Source organism: Streptomyces sp. NPDC002835, from assembly GCF_053591995.1.
On record NZ_JBSFUW010000034.1, the window covers coordinates 1 to 19,029 of the forward strand.

A 19,029-nucleotide genomic window follows, 5' to 3' on the forward strand; every position below is an offset into this window, starting at 1 on the left:
GCGGTGGCCTCAATCTCCCCCTACGGCCTGGCGGCCGTGGGTGGGGGCACCTCCCACGCCGCCAGGCGTAGGGGGAGTACCCCCAGGCCGGGCTGACTCTGTCAGCCTCGGCGTTTGAGGCGCGGGGTTCGGGGCGGAGCCCCGACGGGACCGGCAAGTCCCAGCCCCGCCGGCGTTTGAGGCGCGGGCCCGGGCGGAGCCCCGACGAGACCGGCACGTTCAAGCCCCGCCGGCGTTTGAGGCGCGGGCCCGGGCGGAGCCCGGTCTCGAGAAGGGGCGGGTAGGGGAACAGGCCCGCGCAGCGGCAACGCGCCCCAACCCTCACGTCGGACCCACCCGGTCCTCCGTCGGGTGCGCGGACGACGTCGTGGACGGCGGCGCGTCCGTCGTCGCGGGGAGGCGGCGGCGTCGGCGGTGCTTGAGGAGGGCCCACGGGGCGCGCGCCCCCGTGACCTCCGTACCCGCCTCGGACGCCGCCGTCGCGGCCGCCCGCGCCACGGGCAGCATGCCCTCGTCCCGGTCCGCGTCCAGCGCGTCCGTCTCCGGCCACAGGCCGAGCACCGCGCACAGCGTCGGCAGCACCGCCATCGCCGCGGTCGCGTACCCCTCCGCCGACGGGTGGTAGCTGTCGACGCCGAACATCTCCCGCGGGTTCGCAGCGAACTCGGGGCCCAGCAGGTCGCCCAGCGAGACCGTGCGCCCGCCCTGCTCCACGACCACGATGGTCTGCGCCGCGGCCAGCTGCCGGCTCACGCGGCGGGCCATCCAGCGCAGGGGCTGGTAGACCGGCTCGATCGTCCCCAGGTCGGGGCAGGTGCCGACGACGACCTCGGTGCCCGCCGTGCGCAGCCGGCGTACCGCGGAGGCCAGGTACCGCACGGACTGGGTCGGCGGCATCCGGTGGGTGACGTCGTTCGCGCCGATCATGATGACGCAGACGTCCGGTGTCCGGCTCCGGTCCGCGAGGAGCTGGGTGACCTGGCGCTCCAGGTCGTCGGACTGCGCCCCGGGGAGCGCGATGTTGCGGACCTCCACGGGGCGTTCCGCCACCGCCGCGAGGCCCGAGGCCAGCAGTGCGCCGGGCGTCTGGCCCGCACGGCGGACGCCCTGGCCGGCCGCGGTCGAGTCGCCGAGGATGCCGAGGCGCAGCGGGTTCTCCCGGCCGAAGGCCAGCCCGTACAGACCGTCGCCGCGCGGCGGGATCGGGGCACGGCCCCCGCCCACCGTGCGTTTCGCCAGGTGGACTTCGGCCATGACCAGGCCCAGTCCGGCCGCTCCGAGCAGCCCGATGCCGCCCCCGCCGTATGCCGCGCCGGCCGCGATGCGCCGCGCCACCCTCGCTCTCGACACAGTCCGAGCCACCTCCTCGCAGCCCGCGGGGCCGCGGCCGCCTCGTTGGGGGGCCGCGGCCCTCGCGGGCCTCGTCGCCGTACGTAGGGCCCTTGTTCCGGATCGGACCGGGCTCGCGTGCCCCGGCACGCACATCTGCTGCGTTGTCGTCAGTCGCCGACGCTCCGCGTGGACTCCTTCCTCCGCCTTGCAGCTGCACGCACCGGACCCCGCTCACTGATCCGGCCTGATCCGGAACAAGGGCCCTACAGCTAACTGCCCCGTAGCAACCGTCGCCCAATCCCGCGTCCGCCCGCTTACGCTGGGCGAACCATCACGGAGACCCCGGAGAACATTGTGCGTATCCACAACTCGATGATCAGTCTTGTCGGCGACACCCCGCTGGTGAAGCTGAACAACGTGACCGCAGGCATTTCGGCGACCGTCCTTGCCAAGGTCGAGTACTTCAACCCCGGCGGGTCGGTGAAGGACCGGATCGCGCTGAGGATGATCGAGGCGGCGGAGGAGAGCGGCGCCCTCCGGCCCGGCGGCACGATCGTCGAGCCGACGAGCGGCAACACCGGCGTCGGACTTGCCATCGTGGCCCAGCAGAAGGGCTACAAGTGCATCTTCGTCTGCCCGGACAAGGTGTCCACCGACAAGATCAATGTGCTCCGTGCGTACGGGGCCGAGGTCGTCGTGTGCCCCACGGCCGTCGACCCTGAGCACCCGGACTCGTACTACAACGTCTCCGACCGGCTGGTCCGGGAGACGCCGGGAGCCTGGAAGCCCGACCAGTACTCCAACCCGAACAACCCGCGCTCGCACTACGAGACCACCGGTCCCGAGCTGTGGGACCAGACGGACGGGCGGATCACGCACTTCGTCACCGGCGTCGGCACCGGCGGCACGATCTCCGGCACCGGGCGGTATCTGAAGGAGGTCAGCGACGGCAAGGTCAAGGTCATCGGCGCGGACCCGGAGGGTTCCGTCTACTCGGGCGGCTCCGGCCGTCCGTACCTCGTCGAGGGCGTGGGTGAGGACTTCTGGCCGTCCGCGTACGACCGGACCGTGACCGACGAGATCGTCGCCGTGTCCGACAAGGACTCCTTCCGGATGACGCGCCGCCTCGCCAAGGAGGAGGGCCTGCTGGTGGGCGGCTCCTGCGGCATGGCGGTCGTCGCGGCGCTGCGCGTCGCCGAGCGGCTCGGCCCCGACGACGTCGTGGTCGTGCTGCTGCCCGACAGCGGCCGCGGCTACCTGAGCAAGATCTTCAACGACGAGTGGATGGCCGACTACGGCTTCCTCGAGGGCGAGGGGGCCTCGAACGTCGGCGACGTCCTGCGCGACAAGGAGCACGGCGGCATCCCCAGCCTGGTGCACATGCACCCGGAGGAGACCGTCGGCCAGGCCATCGAGGTGCTGCGCGAGTACGGCGTCTCCCAGATGCCGATCGTCAAGCCGGGCGCCGGTCACCCGGACGTGATGGCCGCGGAGGTCATCGGCTCCGTCGTCGAGCGGGAGCTGCTGGACGCGCTGTTCACGCAGCGCGCGTCGCTGGGCGACCCGTTGGAGAAGCACATGTCGGCCCCGCTGCCGCAGGTCGGCTCCGGCGAGCCGGTGGCCGACCTGATGTCGGTGCTCGGCTCGGCGGACGCGGCGATCGTGCTGGTCGAGGGCAAGCCGACGGGTGTGGTGAGCCGTCAGGACCTGCTGGCGTTCCTCGCCAAGGGCGCCAAGTAGTCCGGTCCGTACGTCCGTATCCGCAATGGGCGCGCAATAGGTACGAGCGCGTCACGTCCGCGCAGCACCCGCTTAACACGTGTCCGGCACAGTGATGGATGTCGGCGGGGGGACCGGGCAGGTATCCCGGCCGGCGCCACTGGCGGCGTCACAGGACTTCCGGAGCGGCTCCCGGACTCCACGGACGCCCCGGACACGGCAGGCCGGTCCTGACCCGGCCCGTGTCCCACGCGGGGACCGCTGTCGTCCCGGCCCCCGGCCTTCGGGCCGGGGGTGCGGCGGTCCCCGCGTACAGTCCTCGCGCCCCGTGCACGCGGCCGTCGGCCCGTGACGGGCGGTCAGTCGCTCCAGTCGGACCCGGCGTCACGGGACTTGCGCTGCTGCCAGGGCCAGGCGTGTGCCGCGTGGGCCACGTTCACGCCGACGATGCCGAGCCAGGTGACGACGAGGCCGGCCAGGCCGGCGTTGGCCACGCCGATCGCCGAGAGCGGGACGGCGAGGATCATCGTGACGATGCCGAATCCGAAGCGTTCGCCGAAGTTGTCGCCGGACCGCTGCCGCCCGGGGGCGCGTGCCGCGGCCGTCCGCTGCTCGGCGACCTGACGCCGGACGCGGCGGTCGACCGTGGCGTCGAGTCGTTGCTCGACCTTCTCGAGAAACGACTCGACGAGCGCGGAGTCGTACTCCTCCCCCAGATCGCGGCGGGCGTGCAGGGTGGCGTCGAGCTCCTTCTTGAGCTCAGGGTCGCGGGCTTCCATGAGACCGAAGCTACGGCCGGCGGGGCCGCCGCGTCAGTGGGGGTAGCACCCGTCTTGCCCCCGGGGACAACTGGAGCCGCGCCGGGCGGCTGTGGCAGCCTGCACGGGTTCAAGGATTCACAGGGGCACAGGGGGAGACCGCCATGAGCACCGGGGACACCGCCGACCACACCTTCCGCGGTCTGCACCATGTGCAGCTCGCCGTCCCGCCCGGCGCCGAGGAGCTGTGCCGGAGCTTCTGGGGAGGCGTCCTCGGCATGGCCGAGCTGGAGAAGCCGCCGGTGCTGGCCGCCCGCGGCGGCTGCTGGTTCCGGGGCGGCGGCCTCGAGGTCCACCTCGGCGTCGAGCAGGACTTCTCCCCCGCCCGCAAGGCGCACCCCGGCATCCTGGTCCACTCCCTGCGGGACCTCGCCGAGCGGCTGGAGGCATCCGGCCACGAGGTGACGTGGGACGACGCCTTTCCCGGCCACGACCGCTTCTACGCCTACGACAAGGTCGGCAACCGGCTGGAGTTCCTGGAACCGCACCCACAGGCATGACCGCGTCAAAGTGACCGAGGGGGCCAGAGGCACGACACGGGGGAGCGGCTGCTGCCGGCCACGGTGCGGGCCGTGGTCGAGTGCGCCGCCAGGTGGGACGGACGCCCGGGTCCTGTGCCGGCGTGACGAAGGGGCGCCGCGCGTCCTGTCGTTCCTGCGGCCGCCGGCGGGGACGCTGCCCGGCTGATCGGCAGGTGCGACCGGCGTCGCCCGCCGGCGCATACCGGGCGGCCGGGGAAGCGCTTGCCCCGGCTGCATATCGTCATGCAGAGTTCTTGTTGACTGAATAGGTGCGCCGGACGAGGGGGATGGCATGAGCGACAGCCCTGCCGCACGACTGCAGCAGCTGTTCGAGGGGCATCGGCTCACACCCACCCAGCGCCGTATCGCGCACTGCATGGTGCGCCGGGCCGCCGATGTGCCGTTCCTGTCCAGCGTGGAGCTCGCGGAGCTGGCCGGGGTCAGCCAGCCGTCCGTCACCCGCTTCGCCGTCGCGCTCGGGTTCGACGGCTATCCCGCGCTGAGAAGGCATCTGCGCGAGGTCGTCCCGCCGGAGACGCCGGACGACGGCGACACGTACAACGAGTACCAGCAGGCCGTGCACGCCGAGATCGAGAATCTGCGGCACCTCGCCGAGATGCTCGCGCAGCCGGCGGCCGTCGAGCGGGCCGGCCGGCTGCTCGCGGCGTCCCGGCCGCTGCCGGTACTGGGGCTGCGGGCCGCCTCGTCGCAGGCCCGCGGGTTCGCCTACTTCGCGGCCAAGGTGCACCCGGACGTACGGCTCCTCGACGAGGGCGGCTCGATGCTCGCCGACCGGATCGGCGCGGCGCGGCGGGCCGGGGCGAGCACGCTGCTGTGCTTCGCCCTGCCGCGCCACCCGAAGGAGGTCGTGGAGGCCCTGGCGTACGCGCGGTCGGCCGGTCTGACGGTGGTGACGGTCGCCGACTCGGCGTTCGCCCCGGTGGCCGCCCACAGCGATCTGCTGATCCCGGCGGCCGTAGGCACCGGTCTGGCCTTCGACACGGCGTGCGCGCCGATGCTGCTCGGGCGGGTCCTGCTGGAGGCGCTGTGCGACGGACTGCCGGACGCGCAGGCCCGCCTGGAGGACTTCGACGCGCAGGCGGCGGAGCGCGGTCTCTTCGCGGAGTGACGGGACGCGTCCGGACGGATCGGGCCGTTTCTCAGACGGCGTTCAGATACGGCCGCTAATCTCCCCGCCCACAGCATTCGATCTCTCGGAGGGAGCACGGACGTGGGGCGCGGGACGCAGTCGCTGGCGCGGGTGGCGGTGGTCGTGAGAGCCGGGGCGGCGCCCCTGTGGTGGCTGGGGGTTGTCGCCGCCGGTACGGGGCTGCTGCTGCCCGGGCTCACCGGACGCCGTATCGGCGTCCTGACCGGCGCCGCGCTGTTCCTGGTCACCGCCGCCGCGGTCGCCCTGGCCAGGCGCCGCCGGTACACGCATCTGGCGGGCTGTGCGACCCGTGCCGGACGGCACGACGTGCTCCAGGACCGCCGGGTGACGCTGCGGGGGGTGCGGCGGGCCCGCCGCTGGTGGCTGCTGCTCGCCTTCCTGGCCGCCCTGGCGAGCTCGCTGGTCCTGCCGGCCGCGGGCGGAGCGGTGCTCGCGGGCGCCGGGGCGGGCCTGTGGCTCAAGGCCGTGTGGCTGGGCCGCCGTGAGCGCGCCGAGGAGACGCTGCTGTGGATGCGTACCGACTGGGTGGCCAAGGGCGCGGTCGGCAAGCCGGTCAAGGGGTTCCGTACGACGGGGATCGCCGCCGGCGACGCCGCGCCCGGAGGGGCACGGCGTCGCCGGAGCTGACGGGCGGGCCGGCTCAGACCTCCAGCTCGGACTCGATCTTCTTCAGCTGGTGGCGGGCCATCGCCAGGTTCGCGCGGTCCTTGTCCAGCGCCAGGTACAGGAAGAGGCCGTTGGCGCCGCGGCTCTTCATCAGGCGGATCAGGTGGTACTGCGAGCCGAGGGTGATCAGGATGTCCTCGATCTCGTCCTTGAGGCCCAGGTGCTCCATGGTGCGGACCTTGGCGCGGACCACGTCGGTGTTCCCCGCGGCCGCGACGGTCAGGTCGAGGTCCTTGCCGCCGCCGATGGTGCCCAGCGCCATGCCGCTGGTGTAGTCGACGAGGGCGGCGCCGATGGCGCCCTCGATGGTGGTTGCTTCCTTGAGCGCGGTCTCGGTGTTGGCCATGGCAGGCGCACGTTCCTTCCGTCGGTCGGTTGTCGTTCTGGCGTTGGTTCTCGCGTTGGATCCGGTGCGGGCGGTCGTGGTGCGGGGGGTTGCGGCGCGGTTTCGCGCGGGGGGATCCGTGGGGGCGTCGGCGGCCATCTGTCAGGCCTCCTGCGGTCGTTCGAGGGCCGCGTCCACCAGCGCCCCGATGCGGGTGCAGGCGCGGCGGGCCTCGAGATGGAGCCGGCCCACGTTGATGCGCGGCTCGGCCAGTACGGTGAGCACGGCCGACGAGCCGGCCGCGTAGGTGGCGACGTAGCCCGCCTCGCCCCGGACGAGCAGTTCCTTGAAGCCGCCCTGTCCGGTGGTCTCGGTCAGCCGCATCGCGACTCCGAGCGCGGCGGCGGTGAGGGCCGCGACGCTCTCGGCCTCCGCGGTGTCCGTCGCCAGTACCAGGCCGTCGACGCTCGCGGCGAGCACACCGGTCAGCTGCGGGACGCGGGCGCGCAGCCTTCTGAGTTCACCGAGCACCTCGGTCTCGGCCGTCATGAGCTGTCTCCTCTCGGCACGCTGCCGCAAAGCGCGCCTCATGACGGTGTGCGCAGGGCCCGGTGGGTCGTGCGGTGTGTCACAGGCTTGCCTCCAGAGCGTCGCGGAGTCGGCGTAACAGGGCGATGTCCGGGTCGGCGGAGAAGCCGGCGACCCAGTCGGGCAGGGGGGCCGGGGTCGGCGCTTCCGGGGTAGTGGGCGTCTCGACGAGCCCGGCGGCCGCCATCCGCCGTACCTCGACCAGGGTGTTGAAGGCGGGCCGGCCGGCGGCCCGCGCGATCGCCGAGGGGGTGCGCACACCGTCGGCGAGCTCCAGCAGCGTCCGCTGCCGGCGGGTGGCGACGCACGCGCCGTGGCCGCGCGGACGGCGCCGCAGGGGCGCGGTGTCCACCTCGGGGTGCGGCCACACCGAGTCGAGCAGGCCGCGCCGCCGCCGCGCCTCCCGTACGACGGCCGCGGCGGGTACGGGACGCACCCTGCCGATCCAGTGCGCGACGCCGTAGCGGAAACGGGTCGGCCCGCTGCCGGGGGCCAGTGCGAAGAAGGCGGCGTCGTGGAGGGCGCCGAGGTGGCAGATCTCCAAAGCGCCGTCGGTGACCCGGCCGCTCTCGACGAGGAAGCGCGCCACCTCGCGGCGTGCGCCGGCCCTGGCGACGGCCTCCTCCCAGCCCTCGGGCGCCAGGTGGCCGCCAGCGGTCAGCAGGACGTCGAGGCCGGGGGCGGCCGGGCTCTCGGCGTGCACCACCTCGCCGTCGGCGAGGTAGAGGACGCCGTGGTCACGGACCAGGACGCCGGTGGCCCGTTCCTCCGCCAGCCGTACGAGCATGGGGGAGACGGCCCTGGCCGCCGCGGTCATCCGAGGACCAGCCGCTCTGCGAGGTCCGCGAGGCGCAGCCGGGCGAGCGCCAGATTCCCGGTGTCCCGGTCGAGCCACAGATGCAGGAACACACTGCTGTCGAATGTGGTCTCCACGAACCGCATCACGTGGTAGCCGGTGCGGGTGGTGACGATCAGGTCCTCGACGGGTAACCCCTTGGCCCCGGACTCGGAGGTCTCGTCGGGCGCGAAGGTCGGGTACTCGGTGGCCATCCTGGCGAGCTCGGCCGTCTCCGCCGCGGTCGCCTCGTGGTCGCCGCCGGGGGTCTCCCCGACGGTGCCGAGGGCGAGCCCGCTGGTCCAGTCCACGATGGAGGCTCCCCGGGCCCCCGGCACCACCATGGCTTGCAGCAGACACTCGTCGATTCCGGGCACGCGGACTCCCCTCCCCGCCTCGGTGTGCCGCGCACGAACGCGGCAGTGACGGAGAGGTTACTCAACGTGCCTCCTCTGGGGGGCAGTTCTGGCATTTTCCAGCGGAACATGCCCACGCCCGTTAAGGTCCGCCACGCGTCCCTTCGGAACGGGTGGCGGCCACAGCGCCCGTGGCGGCCTGCTGGGGACGCCCCGGTCGGGTGCCCGGGTCAGGCGCCGCGGCGCTCGACGGCGGCGGCCACGTCGTCGAGATCGCCGGCCAGTGCCTTGCGCACCGCCCTGGCGCCGAGGCCGCCGAGGAGCTTGGCGAGCACGCCCATGAAGCCGCCGGGCGGCTCCGCGCCGAAGGAGAGCCGGACCGTGGTCGTCTCCGGCCCCGCCGTCAGCAGCCTGAACTCCGAGACGTAGTGCGCGCCCTGCGAATCGGCCTCCACGACATAGCGCTCGGGAGGCTCGCAGGCCGTCACGTACATCTCCTCCGTGGCCTCCTTGCCCATCATCCGCCGCGTCTCGCGCCACCGGGTGCCCACGCCGAAGGGACCGCTGGAGAGCACCTCGATCCGCTCCACGCCGCTGAGCACGCTCTCCCAGCCCTGGATGTCGGTCAGTGCGCGCCACACGGTCTCCGGCGGCGCCAGGATCAGGCGCTCGACGACGACGCTCTTGGTAGTCATGCGTCCATGGAAGCACCGGCCTGTGACAATCGCGCCTGTTGCGCGGGACGTCCGGTTTCGCCCGGTGGTCAGCCGAGCAGTGCGTCCCGCTGCGCGCCGCCGGACTCCGCGACGATGGCCTCGACGCTCTGGGCCTCCCGCACGGCGGCGAACCGCACCCCGCCGTCGGGTCCCGCGGTGAAGCCGTGCACGGCGGTCCTCGGCAGGCTGTTGTAGCCGTAGTGGCTGGAGAAGTAGTACGCGCCGGTGTCGAGCGCGGCGATGACGTCGCCCGCCTCCAGTCGCGGCAGCGAGCGCCGCTCCGCGAGCAGGTCGCCGGCGAAGCAGGCCGGGCCCGCGACGTCCTGCTCGACCCCGGGGCCCGTCCTGGGCCGGCCCTTGGCGTCGTACGCGGTGATGCGCAGCGGCCAGGACAGCGGGTCGTAGACGGTGCGGGTGGCGACCTGGACGCCCGCGTGGGTGACCGCGATCGGCCTGGACCCGGCCGTCTTGGCGTACTCGACCCGGGCGAGGACCGTCCCGTGCTTGGCGAGCAGCGAACGGCCGAACTCGGTGACCAGGCCGTATCTGCCGTCGAGCAGTCCGGGGACGCGTTCCTTGAGCAGGGCGGCGTACTCGGTGAAGGTGGGCGTGTGGTCGTCGGAGGCGAAATTGACCGGCAGGCCGCCGCCGATGTCGACGGTGTCGATCTGCTGCCGGCCCGCCGCCGCGTTGATCTCCTCCGCGAGGTCGTACACCGCGAGGATGCCCTGCGTCATCCGGGCCAGCGGCATGCCCTGGGAGCCGGAGTGGGCGTGCAGCCGGGTCAGCCAGGGGCGGTCGAGGAAGGCGCGTACGACCTGGTCCCTGGCGCCCTCGTCGCACAGGGCGACGCCGAACTTGGAGGTCGGGGTGGCCGTCGAGAGGGCTCCGATCGAACCGCCCCCGACCTGGGGGTTCACCCGCAGGCCCAGTGGTGAGGCGGACGGTCCCGCGCCGAGCAGGGCGTCGATGCGGGCGATCTCCTGCCAGTTGTCCGCGTTGACGGCGATGCCGAGGTCCAGGGCCTCCCGCAGCTCGGCGGCGGTCTTGGCGGGGGAGTCGAGCACGATCAGCTCCGGCGGCAGTCCCGCGGCCCGTGCCAGGGCCAGCTCCCCGGGGCTGGCGACCTCCGCGCCCATGCCCTCCGCGTGGAGCAGCGCCAGGACGGGCACCAGCGGGGCGGCCTTGACGGCGAAGGCGTGCAGCACCGGTGCGTCGGTGACGGCGGTGAACGCGGCCCGCAGCTCCGCCACGGACGAGCGGATACCCGCCACGTCGAGGAGGGCGGTCACGGGCTGTTCCTCGGTGAGAAGTCCCTGTTCCACGGCCGCTCTCACGGCCAGATCACGGCGGTCGGCAGTCATGCCGGCCAGCCAATCATCCGGCGGGTCGCGCCGCAGCTGTTGACTACATCTATTCAGAAAGCGACTATGTGAATAGAAAATCGACACATTCTCGCGAGGAGGCATCGCCATGTCAGTCCCGCCCGTCTCCCACCGCCACCCTCAACCGAGGCCCTCCGGGCCGCCCATTGGTTCTCGCCCCGTACGGTCACCGCGCGGCAGCGAGCTGAGCACCCTGGGATGGCAGCAGGAGGCCGCCCTCCGGATGCTGCAGAACAACCTCGACCCCGAGGTCGCCGAGCACCCCGACAAGCTCGTCGTCTACGGCGGCACCGGCAAGGCGGCCCGCGACTGGCGCTCCTTCGACGCGATGGTGCGCACGCTCCGGACCCTCAAGCAGGACGAGACGATGCTCGTCCAGTCCGGCCGTCCGGTCGGCGTCATGCAGACCCACGAGTGGGCCCCGCGCGTCCTCATCGCCAACTCCAACCTGGTCGGCGACTGGGCGAACTGGGAGGAGTTCCGCCGCCTCGAACAGCTCGGCCTGACCATGTACGGCCAGATGACCGCCGGGTCCTGGATCTACATCGGCACGCAGGGCATCCTCCAGGGCACCTACGAGACGTTCGCCGCCGTCGCCGCCAAGCTGCATTCAATGGGCAAAGGGGTCGGCGGCACTTTGGCCGGAACGATCACGCTGACCGCCGGCCTCGGCGGCATGGGCGGCGCCCAGCCGCTCGCCGTCACCATGAACGACGGCGTCGTCATCTGCGTCGACTGCGACCCGCGCGCCATCGAGCGCCGCATCGAGCACCGCTACCTGGACGTGCGCGCAGACTCCCTCGAACACGCGCTGTCCCTCGCCGTGGAGGCCAGGGACGCCCGCCGCCCCCTCTCCATCGGCCTGCTCGGCAACGCCGCCGAACTGCTGCCCCGGATGCTCGCCGAGAGCGCGCCCATCGACATCGTGACCGACCAGACCTCGGCCCACGACCCGCTCTCCTACCTGCCCGTCGGCGTCGACTTCGACGACATGGCCGCCTACGCGGCGAAGGACCCGGCCGGCTTCACCACCCGCGCCCGCGAGTCGATGGCCCGGCACGTGGAGGCCATGGTCGGCTTCATGGACGCGGGCGCCGAGGTCTTCGACTACGGCAACTCGATCCGCGGCGAGGCGCAACTCGCCGGATACGACCGGGCCTTCGCCTTCCCCGGCTTCGTCCCGGCGTACATCAGGCCGCTGTTCTGCGAGGGCAAGGGCCCCTTCCGCTGGGCGGCCCTGTCGGGCGAGGCGTCGGACATCGCCAAGACCGACAAGGCGATGCTCGACCTCTTCCCCGAAAACGAGTCCCTGCACCGCTGGATCAAGATGGCCGGCGAGCGGGTCCACTTCCAGGGCCTGCCCGCGCGGATCTGCTGGCTGGGCTACGGCGAGCGCGACCGCGCCGGCGAACGCTTCAACGACATGGTGGCGAGCGGCGAGCTGGCGGCCCCGCTGGCCATCGGCCGCGACCACCTCGACTGCGGCTCCGTCGCCTCCCCGTACCGCGAGACCGAGGCGATGCTCGACGGCTCCGACGCGATCGCGGACTGGCCGCTGCTGAACGCGATGGTGAACGTCGCGTCCGGCGCGTCCTGGGTCTCCCTCCACCACGGCGGCGGCGTCGGCATGGGCCGCTCGATCCACGCGGGCCAGGTGTCCGTCGCGGACGGCACGAAGCTCGCGGGCGAGAAGATCCGCCGGGTGCTGACCAACGACCCCGGGATGGGCGTCATCCGGCACGTCGACGCCGGATACGACTCCGCCGACGCGGTGGCCTCGGAGCGCGGCGTGCGCATCCCCATGCGAGAGGGTGACGGCGCGTGAGCGACCTTCGCGGAGCGCCGGCCCCGGGAGGGGACGGGGCCGGGGGGAACCCGCCGTCCTTCCAGGAGATGTGGGCCGACCTGCGCCCCGTCGGCCGCGACAGCGGTAGCGGCGGCTACCGCCGCTACGCATGGACCGCCGCCGACGCCGACTGCCGCGCCTGGTTCGAGGCGCAGGCCGCGCGGCGCGGGCTCGCCTGCGAGGTCGACCGCAACGGCAACCAGTGGGCCTGGCTGGGCGCTGCGACATACAAGGACGTGACCGCCGGCGACGCCGTCGTCACCGGGTCGCACCTCGACTCCGTCCCCGACGGCGGCGCCTTCGACGGCCCCCTCGGGGTCGTGTCCTCCTTCGCCGCGATCGACGAACTCCGCCGCAGGGGTGCGGAGTTCACCCGCCCGGTCGCCGTCGCCAACTTCGGTGACGAGGAGGGCGCCCGGTTCGGGCTCGCCTGCGTCGGCTCCCGGCTCGCCGCCGGGCAGCTGACGCGCGAGAAGGCGTACGACCTCGAGGACGCCGACGGCATCAGCCTGCCGCAGGCCATGGAGGCGGCCGGATACGACCCGGACGCCATCGGGCCCGACCCCGAACGCCTGGCCCGTATCGGCGCGTTCGTCGAACTGCACGTCGAGCAGGGCCGCGCCCTGGACCTGACCGGCGACGCCGTCGGCATCGCGTCCGCGATCTGGCCGCACGGCCGCTGGCGGTTCGACTTCGCCGGCGAGGCCAACCACGCCGGCACCACCCGGCTCGCCGACCGGCGCGACCCGATGCTGACGTACGCCGAGACCGTGCTCGCCGCCCGCCGCGAGGCGGAACTCGCGGGCGCCGTCGCCACCTTCGGCAAGGTCTCCGTCGAGCCGAACGGCGTCAACGCCATCCCGTCCCTCGTCCGCGGCTGGCTCGACTCCCGCGCCCCCGACCAGGCCACCCTCGACACGGTCGTCGCCGCCGTCGAGCAGGCCGCCCGGGAGCGCGCGGCACGCGACGGCGTGGACCTCGCCGTCGTACGCGAGTCGTTCACGCCCGTGATCGAGTTCGAGCACGCCCTGCGGGACGAGCTGAACAAGATCCTCGGCGGCGCCGTCCCCGTGCTCGGCACGGGAGCGGGACACGACGCGGGAATCCTCTCCACGTCCGTCCCGACCGCCATGCTGTTCGTACGCAACCCCACCGGGGTCTCGCACTCCCCGGCCGAGTCGGCCGCCGAGGACGACTGCGTGGCCGGGGTGCTCGCACTCGCCGACGTACTGGAGGGCCTGGCGTGCAGGTGACCACCTACTGGCTGGAACACGCCTGGCTCGGCGCCCACGTCGAACCGGGCGTCGCCCTCGACGTGGCGGACGGCCGCGTCACCGCCGTACGCGGCGGGGTGGAGACCCCGCCGCCGGGCGCCGAGGTGCTGCGCGGGCTGACCCTCCCCGGCCTCGCGAACGCCCACTCCCACGCCTTCCACCGTGCGCTCCGCGGCACGGTGCAGGTCGGCTCCGGGACCTTCTGGACCTGGCGCGAGGTCATGTACGACGTGGCCGACCGGCTCACGCCGGACACGTACTTCGCGCTCGCCCGTGCGACCTACACCGAGATGGCGCTCGCCGGCATCACCGCCGTCGGCGAGTTCCACTACCTGCACCACGCGCCGGGCGGCGTGCCCTACGCAGACCCGAACGCGATGGGCGAGGCGCTGATCGCGGCGGCCGGCGAGGCCGGCATCCGGATCACCCTCCTCGACACCGCGTACCTCTCCGCCGGCTTCGGGAAGGCCCCCGACCGCCACCAGCTGCGCTTCAGCGACGGCACGGCCGACGCGTGGGCCGAGCGGGCCGACGGCCTCAAGGACGGCGAGCACGTACGCATCGGGGCCGCGATCCACTCCGTACGCGCCGTGCCCGCGGCCCAACTGCCGACCGTCGCCGCCTGGGCGGCCGCCCGCAACGCGCCCCTGCACGTCCACCTCTCCGAGCAGACCGCGGAGAACGACGCCTGCCGGGCCGCGCACGGCCGCACCCCGACCCGGCTGCTCGCCGACCACGGCGTCCTCGGCGCCCGCACCACCGGCGTCCACAACACGCACCTCACGGACGACGACATCGCGCTGCTCGGCGGCACGACGACGGGCACCTGCATGTGCCCGACGACCGAGCGCGACCTCGCCGACGGCATCGGGCACGCCCCCGCCCTCCAGGCGGCGGGCTCCTCCCTGTCCCTCGGCAGCGACAGCCATGCGGTGATCGACCTCTTCGAGGAGGCGCGGGCCATGGAGCTCGACGAGCGCCTGCGCTCGCGCACCCGCGGCCACTGGACGGCGGCGGCCCTGCTGCGGGCCGCCACGGCCGACGGGCACGCGGCGCTCGGCTGGCACGAGGCGGGCCGTCTCGAACCCGGCGCGCTCGCGGACTTCACCACCCTCGCGCTGGACACCGTCAGGACAGCGGGACCGCCGCCGCGTCTGGCAGCTGAGACAGCGGTATTCGCCGGGTCGGCAGCGGATGTGCGCCACACGGTCGTGGGCGGCCGCCAGATCGTACGGGACGGGGTCCATGCCGCCGTCCCCGACGCGGCACGGGCCCTGACGGACGCGATCGCCGCCCTGCACCGCTGAACCGCACCGCACGGCTGAAGGAGACCCCCCGCATCATGAGCAGCGGCCACGAGACGACGAACAACGCCCCGGCGACGCCCGCCCCCGCGACGACGAACAGCGCCGTCGCGGCGACGGCCACCGTCATCACCAACATCGCCAGCCTGGTCACCAACGACCCCTCCCTCGGTGACGGAACCCCTCTCGGACTGATCCAGGACGCGGCCGTCGTCATCGACGGCGACCGCGTCGTCTGGGTCGGTGAGAAAAGCAAAGCACCCGCCACTGACAACCGGCTCGACGCCGGCGGCCGGGCCGTGATCCCCGGCTTCGTCGACTCCCACTCGCACCTGGTGTTCGCCGGGGACCGCACCGCCGAGTTCAACGCCCGTATGTCCGGGCAGGCGTACGCCGCGGGCGGCATCCGCACCACCGTCGCCGCCACCCGCGCCGCGACCGACGAACAGCTCGACGCCAACGTCGCCCGCTATCTCGCGGAGGCCCTGCGCCAGGGCACCACGGTCATGGAGACCAAGTCCGGCTACGGGCTCACCGTCGAGGACGAGGCCCGCGCCCTGCGGATCGCCGCCCGCCACACCGACGAGGTCACCTTCCTCGGCGCCCACATCGTGTCCCCCGAACACGCCGACGACCCGGCGGCCTATGTCGCGCTCGTCACCGGCGAGATGCTCGACGCCTGCGCCCCGCACGCCCGCTGGGTGGACGTCTTCTGCGAGAAGGGCGCCTTCGACGGCGACCAGGCGAGGGCGGTCCTCACGGCGGGCCGGGCCAAGGGCCTGCTGCCCCGGGTGCACGCCAACCAGCTCACCTACGGCCCCGGCGTGCAGCTCGCCGTCGAGCTGGACGCCGCGTCCGCCGACCACTGCACCCACCTCACCGACGCCGACGTCGACGCGCTCGCGAACGGCTCGACGGTCGCGACGCTCCTCCCCGGCGCCGAGTTCTCCACCCGCGCCCAGTGGCCCGACGCCCGCCGGCTCCTCGACGCGGGCGCGACGGTCGCCCTGTCGACGGACTGCAACCCGGGCTCGTCGTTCACGTCCTCCGTGCCGTTCTGCATCGCCCTGGCCGTACGGGACATGGGGATGACCCCGGACGAGGCCCTGTGGTCCGCGACGGCCGGCGGCGCGGCGGCCCTGCGCCGCACGGACGTCGGCCGCCTCGCCCCCGGCGCCCGCGCCGACCTCGTCCTCCTCGACGCCCCCAGCCATGTCCATCTGGCCTACCGTCCGGGCGTCCCCCTGGTGAACCAGGTCTGGCGGGCGGGCCGCAGAGCCGTCTAGCGGGCCCTACGGCGCGCCCGGCAGCAGATGGCGCCAGCTGCTCGGGTGGGCGGCCAGGTAGTCGCGCAGGCCCTGGGCCGGGTGGCCGGTCAGCCGGGGGACGGCGTCGGAGACGCCCGCCATCTCGCCGGCGGCGATCGCCTCGTACGAGGTGACCCAGCCCGTCACCTCCCACTCCTCGGCGCCGTAGCCGGCCCGGGAGGCGTACGCCTCCTCGCGGGACTCCAGGTGGTAGGTGACGTCGCGGCCCGAGACCTCGCTCAGGGCCCGGGCGGCCTCCGCGAGGGTGAACGCGGCCGGCCCCGTGAGGTCGTACACGACCCTGTCGTGCGTGCGGGTGCCGTCCAGCAGCACGGCCGCCGCCGAGTCGGCGATGTCGTCGTGGGCGACGGCGGCGACCCGGCCCTGGCCGCCGGGTCCGCGCAGCACGCCGTCGGAGCCGGTCATCGCCGGGAGCGCGCCCAGGTACAGGTTGTCCCGCAGGAAGGTGTGGCGCACCCCGCAGGAGCGGATGTACTGCTCGGTGTGCCAGTGGTCGCGGGCGAAGGTGAACGTCGCGTCCGGCGCCGCGCCGGTGAACGACACGTACACGATCCGTTCGACGCCCGCCGCGACCGCCGCCTCCACCGCGGTGCAGTGCTCCTTCACCCGGTCCGGCGACTCGTGCGCGGAGACCAGGAACAGGGTCTGAGCGCCGTCCAGCGCCCGCCGCATCGCCTCTCCGTCGCCGTACTCGGCGGGCTGTGCGGGCACCGCGCCCGGCAGTTCGGGCAGCCGGCGCGGGTCGCGGCCGATCAGCCGTGTCGCGGCGTCCGCACCGGAGAGCCGGCGCGCGACCCGGCCGCCGACGCGGCCGCTCGCTCCGGTGACTGCGATGACTGGGGCCATGGCGGTGTCCTTCCCTGGGTCCGGCCGGTGTCGGCCCAAGTCTCGTCAACCGCCCCGGGTTCACGCCGCGCGACATGCGACAGTGGGCGGATGCGAACCATCGGGCTGATCGGCGGCATGAGCTGGGAATCCAGCGCGGAGTATTACCGGCTCGTCAACGAGCTCGTACGGGACCGGCTCGGCGGCCTCCACTCGGCGCGGTGCGTCCTGCACTCCGTCGACTTCGCGGAGATCGAGCAGCTGCAGTCCGCGGGGGAGTGGGAGCACGCGGGCGAGATCCTGGCGGAGGCGGCCAGGGGCCTGGAGGCCGCAGGCGCCGATCTGCTGCTGATCTGCACCAACACCATGCACAAGGTCGCCGGACAGGTCGAGGCGGCCGTCCGCGTGCCGCTGCTGCATCTCGCCGACGCCACCGCCGACGCCGTACGGGCCGCCGGCCTCAGCCGCGTCGGTCTGCTGGGCACCGCCTTCACCATGGAGCAGGACTTCTACCGAGGACGTCTCGCCGGGCACGGTCTCGACGTCCTCACGCCCGACGCCGAAGGGCGCGCGCTGGTGCACCGGGTGATCTACGAGGAGCTGTGCCTCGGCGTCGTGCGTGACGAGTCGCGGGCCGCGTACCGGCAGGTCATCGACGAGCTGGTCGACTCCGGGGCCGAGGGCGTCGTCCTCGGCTGCACCGAGATCGAGCTGCTGATCGGGGCGGACGACAGCCCGGTCCCGGTGTTCCCCACGACCCGGCTGCACGCCGAGGCGGCCGTCGCGGCCGCGCTCGCCTGAGGGCGCACGGCCGGACACGTACGCGCCAGAAGAACCGTGACGCTCCCTGTCGTATTGGGATTTCGCCCGGTAGCGTCCTCTTCGGGGGCAGTCGTTGAAAGCTCAAGAGTCGGACCGGGGTGTCGAGTTGAGTGATGTGCGCATCAAGGTCGTGACGCCGGGGGAGCTGGGCGCTGGGCACACGGAGGCGTGGCGGGAGCTGCGCGCCGCGACCGGCACGCCCGCGAACCCGTTCATGGAACCGGAGTTCACCCTCGCCGTCGGCCGCGTACGGCCGCGGGCCCGGGTGGCCGTGCTCTGGCAGGGCGGGGAAGCGGCCGGGTTCTTCCCGTACGAGCAGGGGCCGTTGGGGCAGGGCCGGGCGATCGGGCTCGGGGTGTCCGACTGCCAGGGCGCGGTGCTGCGGCCCGGTCTCGGCATCGACCCCCGTGAGCTGCTGCGGGCCTGCTCGCTGGCCACCTGGGAGTTCGACAACCTGGAGGCCGGCCAGAAGCTCTTCGAGCCGGACGCCGCCGAGGGGTTCGGCTCGCCCGTCATCGAGGTCGGCGCGGGATACGCGGCCTACGAGCGGCGGCTGCGGGACCACTCGCCCAAGTTCCTGCGGACCACCCTCGCCAAGGAACGCCGGCTGGAACGGCAGGCGGGCGGCGTGCGGTTCGTCTTCGACGAGCGCGACCCGGCCGCGCTGCGCCGGCTGATGGCCTGGAAGTCGGCCCAGTACCGCAGGACCGGCCGCCGGGACCGGTTCGCCCAGCGCTGGATCAGCGCCCTGGTGCGCCGGCTGCACGAGTCGCCGGGGGCCGGGGGCTGCCGCGGCGTGCTCTCCGTGCTGTACGCGGGGAGCCGGCCGGTCGCCGCGCACTTCGGACTGCGCTCGCACACCGTGCTGTCCTGCTGGTTCCCCGCGTACGACCCGGAGTTCGCCAAGTACTCGCCGGGGCTGGTCCTGCACCTGCGGATGGCGGAGGCCGCGGCCGGCGAGGGCATCGCGCTGCTGGACCTGGGGCGGGGGGCCGCCGAGTACAAGGACGCCCTGAAGACGGGCGAGCTGCGCGTCCACGAGGGCACGACGCTGCGGCCGGGCGCGCTGGCCGGCCTGTACTGGCTCGGCCGCGAACCGGTGCGCCGCGCTCACGGGTTCGTACGGGACCACCCCCGGCTCGCCGCGCGGGCCCGGCGGGCGCTGAACGGGGCGGCCCGGCTGCGGGGCGGGCGCTGA

At 73.5% G+C, this 19,029-nt stretch carries 19 protein-coding genes; 10 read left to right on the forward strand and 9 right to left on the reverse strand.

The genetic code is table 11. From position 1 onward, the window contains the following. Positions 1-321: 321 nt before the first annotated feature. The gene (locus ACWD01_RS28590; protein ID WP_451165784.1) at positions 322-1,335 is read right to left on the reverse strand and encodes an SGNH/GDSL hydrolase family protein; all 1,014 of its coding nucleotides are present in this window, start codon (positions 1,333-1,335) and stop codon (positions 322-324) included. A gap of 351 nt (positions 1,336-1,686) precedes the next feature. On the opposite strand from ACWD01_RS28590, the gene ACWD01_RS28595 reads away from it, so the two are divergent. Next, the gene (locus ACWD01_RS28595) at positions 1,687-3,072 is read left to right on the forward strand and encodes a cystathionine beta-synthase (RefSeq protein ID WP_451165678.1); all 1,386 of its coding nucleotides are present in this window, start codon (positions 1,687-1,689) and stop codon (positions 3,070-3,072) included. Between the two features lie 338 nt (positions 3,073-3,410). Here the strand turns inward: ACWD01_RS28595 and ACWD01_RS28600 are convergent, their stop codons facing one another. Further along, a complete protein-coding gene (locus ACWD01_RS28600; RefSeq protein WP_451165679.1) occupies positions 3,411-3,830 on the reverse strand; it encodes a hypothetical protein in 420 nt (139 codons plus the stop codon). 143 nt (positions 3,831-3,973) lie between these two features. Here ACWD01_RS28600 and ACWD01_RS28605 point away from each other — a divergent pair, with 143 nt between their 5' ends. The 3 genes from ACWD01_RS28605 to ACWD01_RS28615 all read left to right on the forward strand — a co-directional run bounded on the left by ACWD01_RS28605 (position 3,974) and on the right by ACWD01_RS28615 (position 6,188). Then, positions 3,974-4,369 carry a glyoxalase gene (locus tag ACWD01_RS28605; RefSeq protein ID WP_451165680.1) on the forward strand — a complete coding sequence of 132 codons (396 nt, stop codon included), beginning with the start codon at positions 3,974-3,976 and terminating at the stop codon, positions 4,367-4,369. A gap of 313 nt (positions 4,370-4,682) precedes the next feature. Further along, positions 4,683-5,519 (forward strand): MurR/RpiR family transcriptional regulator, encoded by an 837-nt coding sequence (locus ACWD01_RS28610; RefSeq protein WP_451165681.1) that lies wholly within the window; start codon positions 4,683-4,685, stop codon positions 5,517-5,519. A gap of 102 nt (positions 5,520-5,621) precedes the next feature. Next, the gene (locus tag ACWD01_RS28615; RefSeq protein WP_451165682.1) at positions 5,622-6,188 is read left to right on the forward strand and encodes a hypothetical protein; all 567 of its coding nucleotides are present in this window, start codon (positions 5,622-5,624) and stop codon (positions 6,186-6,188) included. Positions 6,189-6,201: 13 nt separating this feature from the next. Here ACWD01_RS28615 and ACWD01_RS28620 read toward each other — a convergent pair whose 3' ends face one another. From ACWD01_RS28620 to ACWD01_RS28645, 6 genes are all read right to left on the reverse strand, one after another. Then, on the reverse strand, positions 6,202-6,573 hold the full coding sequence (locus ACWD01_RS28620; RefSeq protein ID WP_356894236.1) for a hypothetical protein: 372 nt from the start codon (positions 6,571-6,573) through the stop codon (positions 6,202-6,204). A 141-nt stretch (positions 6,574-6,714) separates the two neighbouring features. Further along, positions 6,715-7,101 carry a roadblock/LC7 domain-containing protein gene (locus tag ACWD01_RS28625; protein WP_451165683.1) on the reverse strand — a complete coding sequence of 129 codons (387 nt, stop codon included), beginning with the start codon at positions 7,099-7,101 and terminating at the stop codon, positions 6,715-6,717. A gap of 79 nt (positions 7,102-7,180) precedes the next feature. Next, on the reverse strand, positions 7,181-7,957 hold the full coding sequence (locus ACWD01_RS28630; RefSeq protein WP_451165684.1) for a transcriptional regulator: 777 nt from the start codon (positions 7,955-7,957) through the stop codon (positions 7,181-7,183). Next, a complete protein-coding gene (locus ACWD01_RS28635) occupies positions 7,954-8,352 on the reverse strand; it encodes a hypothetical protein (protein WP_451165685.1) in 399 nt (132 codons plus the stop codon). Before ACWD01_RS28635 ends, ACWD01_RS28630 begins: the two co-directional genes overlap by 4 nt. A gap of 209 nt (positions 8,353-8,561) precedes the next feature. Next, positions 8,562-9,026 carry an SRPBCC family protein gene (locus ACWD01_RS28640; protein ID WP_451165686.1) on the reverse strand — a complete coding sequence of 155 codons (465 nt, stop codon included), beginning with the start codon at positions 9,024-9,026 and terminating at the stop codon, positions 8,562-8,564. Positions 9,027-9,094: 68 nt separating this feature from the next. Then, positions 9,095-10,411, reverse strand: a complete 1,317-nt coding sequence (locus tag ACWD01_RS28645) for a diaminopimelate decarboxylase (protein WP_451165687.1) — start codon at positions 10,409-10,411, stop codon at positions 9,095-9,097. 109 nt (positions 10,412-10,520) lie between these two features. Here ACWD01_RS28645 and hutU point away from each other — a divergent pair, with 109 nt between their 5' ends. The 4 genes from hutU to hutI all read left to right on the forward strand — a co-directional run bounded on the left by hutU (position 10,521) and on the right by hutI (position 16,142). Then, complete coding sequence (gene hutU, locus ACWD01_RS28650) at positions 10,521-12,257, forward strand: urocanate hydratase (protein WP_451165688.1); 1,737 nt, start codon at positions 10,521-10,523, stop codon at positions 12,255-12,257. Positions 12,258-12,325: 68 nt separating this feature from the next. After that, entirely contained in the window at positions 12,326-13,531 is a 1,206-nt protein-coding gene (locus ACWD01_RS28655; protein ID WP_451165786.1) for an allantoate amidohydrolase, read from the forward strand. Further along, positions 13,522-14,859 (forward strand): formimidoylglutamate deiminase, encoded by a 1,338-nt coding sequence (locus ACWD01_RS28660; protein WP_451165689.1) that lies wholly within the window; start codon positions 13,522-13,524, stop codon positions 14,857-14,859. The genes ACWD01_RS28655 and ACWD01_RS28660 overlap by 10 nt, the downstream gene beginning before the upstream one ends. Before the next feature lie 35 nt (positions 14,860-14,894). Then, the gene (hutI, locus tag ACWD01_RS28665) at positions 14,895-16,142 is read left to right on the forward strand and encodes an imidazolonepropionase (protein WP_451165690.1); all 1,248 of its coding nucleotides are present in this window, start codon (positions 14,895-14,897) and stop codon (positions 16,140-16,142) included. 6 nt (positions 16,143-16,148) lie between these two features. On the opposite strand, the gene ACWD01_RS28670 is transcribed toward hutI, so the two are convergent. After that, on the reverse strand, positions 16,149-17,030 hold the full coding sequence (locus tag ACWD01_RS28670) for an NAD(P)H-binding protein (RefSeq protein WP_451165691.1): 882 nt from the start codon (positions 17,028-17,030) through the stop codon (positions 16,149-16,151). A 90-nt stretch (positions 17,031-17,120) separates the two neighbouring features. Between ACWD01_RS28670 and ACWD01_RS28675 the strand changes: the two genes are divergently transcribed. Together ACWD01_RS28675 and ACWD01_RS28680 are read left to right on the forward strand one after the other, a co-directional pair. Then, complete coding sequence (locus tag ACWD01_RS28675; RefSeq protein WP_451165692.1) at positions 17,121-17,810, forward strand: aspartate/glutamate racemase family protein; 690 nt, start codon at positions 17,121-17,123, stop codon at positions 17,808-17,810. A gap of 136 nt (positions 17,811-17,946) precedes the next feature. Next, complete coding sequence (locus ACWD01_RS28680; RefSeq protein WP_451165788.1) at positions 17,947-19,029, forward strand: GNAT family N-acetyltransferase; 1,083 nt, start codon at positions 17,947-17,949, stop codon at positions 19,027-19,029.

What these genes read in the sequence shown, in the direction of transcription:
- ACWD01_RS28600 (WP_451165679.1), bottom strand. Translation starts at nt 3,830, where the DNA reads ATGGAAGCCCGCGACCCTGAGCTCAAGAAGGAGCTCGACGCCACCCTG.
- ACWD01_RS28605 (WP_451165680.1), top strand. Translation starts at nt 3,974, where the DNA reads ATGAGCACCGGGGACACCGCCGACCACACCTTCCGCGGTCTGCACCAT.
- ACWD01_RS28610 (WP_451165681.1), top strand. Translation starts at nt 4,683, where the DNA reads ATGAGCGACAGCCCTGCCGCACGACTGCAGCAGCTGTTCGAGGGGCAT.
- ACWD01_RS28620 (WP_356894236.1), bottom strand. Translation starts at nt 6,573, where the DNA reads ATGGCCAACACCGAGACCGCGCTCAAGGAAGCAACCACCATCGAGGGC.
- ACWD01_RS28625 (WP_451165683.1), bottom strand. Translation starts at nt 7,101, where the DNA reads ATGACGGCCGAGACCGAGGTGCTCGGTGAACTCAGAAGGCTGCGCGCC.
- ACWD01_RS28630 (WP_451165684.1), bottom strand. Translation starts at nt 7,957, where the DNA reads ATGACCGCGGCGGCCAGGGCCGTCTCCCCCATGCTCGTACGGCTGGCG.
- ACWD01_RS28640 (WP_451165686.1), bottom strand. Translation starts at nt 9,026, where the DNA reads ATGACTACCAAGAGCGTCGTCGTCGAGCGCCTGATCCTGGCGCCGCCG.
- ACWD01_RS28645 (WP_451165687.1), bottom strand. Translation starts at nt 10,411, where the DNA reads ATGACTGCCGACCGCCGTGATCTGGCCGTGAGAGCGGCCGTGGAACAG.
- hutU (WP_451165688.1), top strand. Translation starts at nt 10,521, where the DNA reads ATGTCAGTCCCGCCCGTCTCCCACCGCCACCCTCAACCGAGGCCCTCC.
- ACWD01_RS28655 (WP_451165786.1), top strand. Translation starts at nt 12,326, where the DNA reads ATGTGGGCCGACCTGCGCCCCGTCGGCCGCGACAGCGGTAGCGGCGGC.
- hutI (WP_451165690.1), top strand. Translation starts at nt 14,895, where the DNA reads ATGAGCAGCGGCCACGAGACGACGAACAACGCCCCGGCGACGCCCGCC.
- ACWD01_RS28670 (WP_451165691.1), bottom strand. Translation starts at nt 17,030, where the DNA reads ATGGCCCCAGTCATCGCAGTCACCGGAGCGAGCGGCCGCGTCGGCGGC.
- ACWD01_RS28675 (WP_451165692.1), top strand. Translation starts at nt 17,121, where the DNA reads ATGCGAACCATCGGGCTGATCGGCGGCATGAGCTGGGAATCCAGCGCG.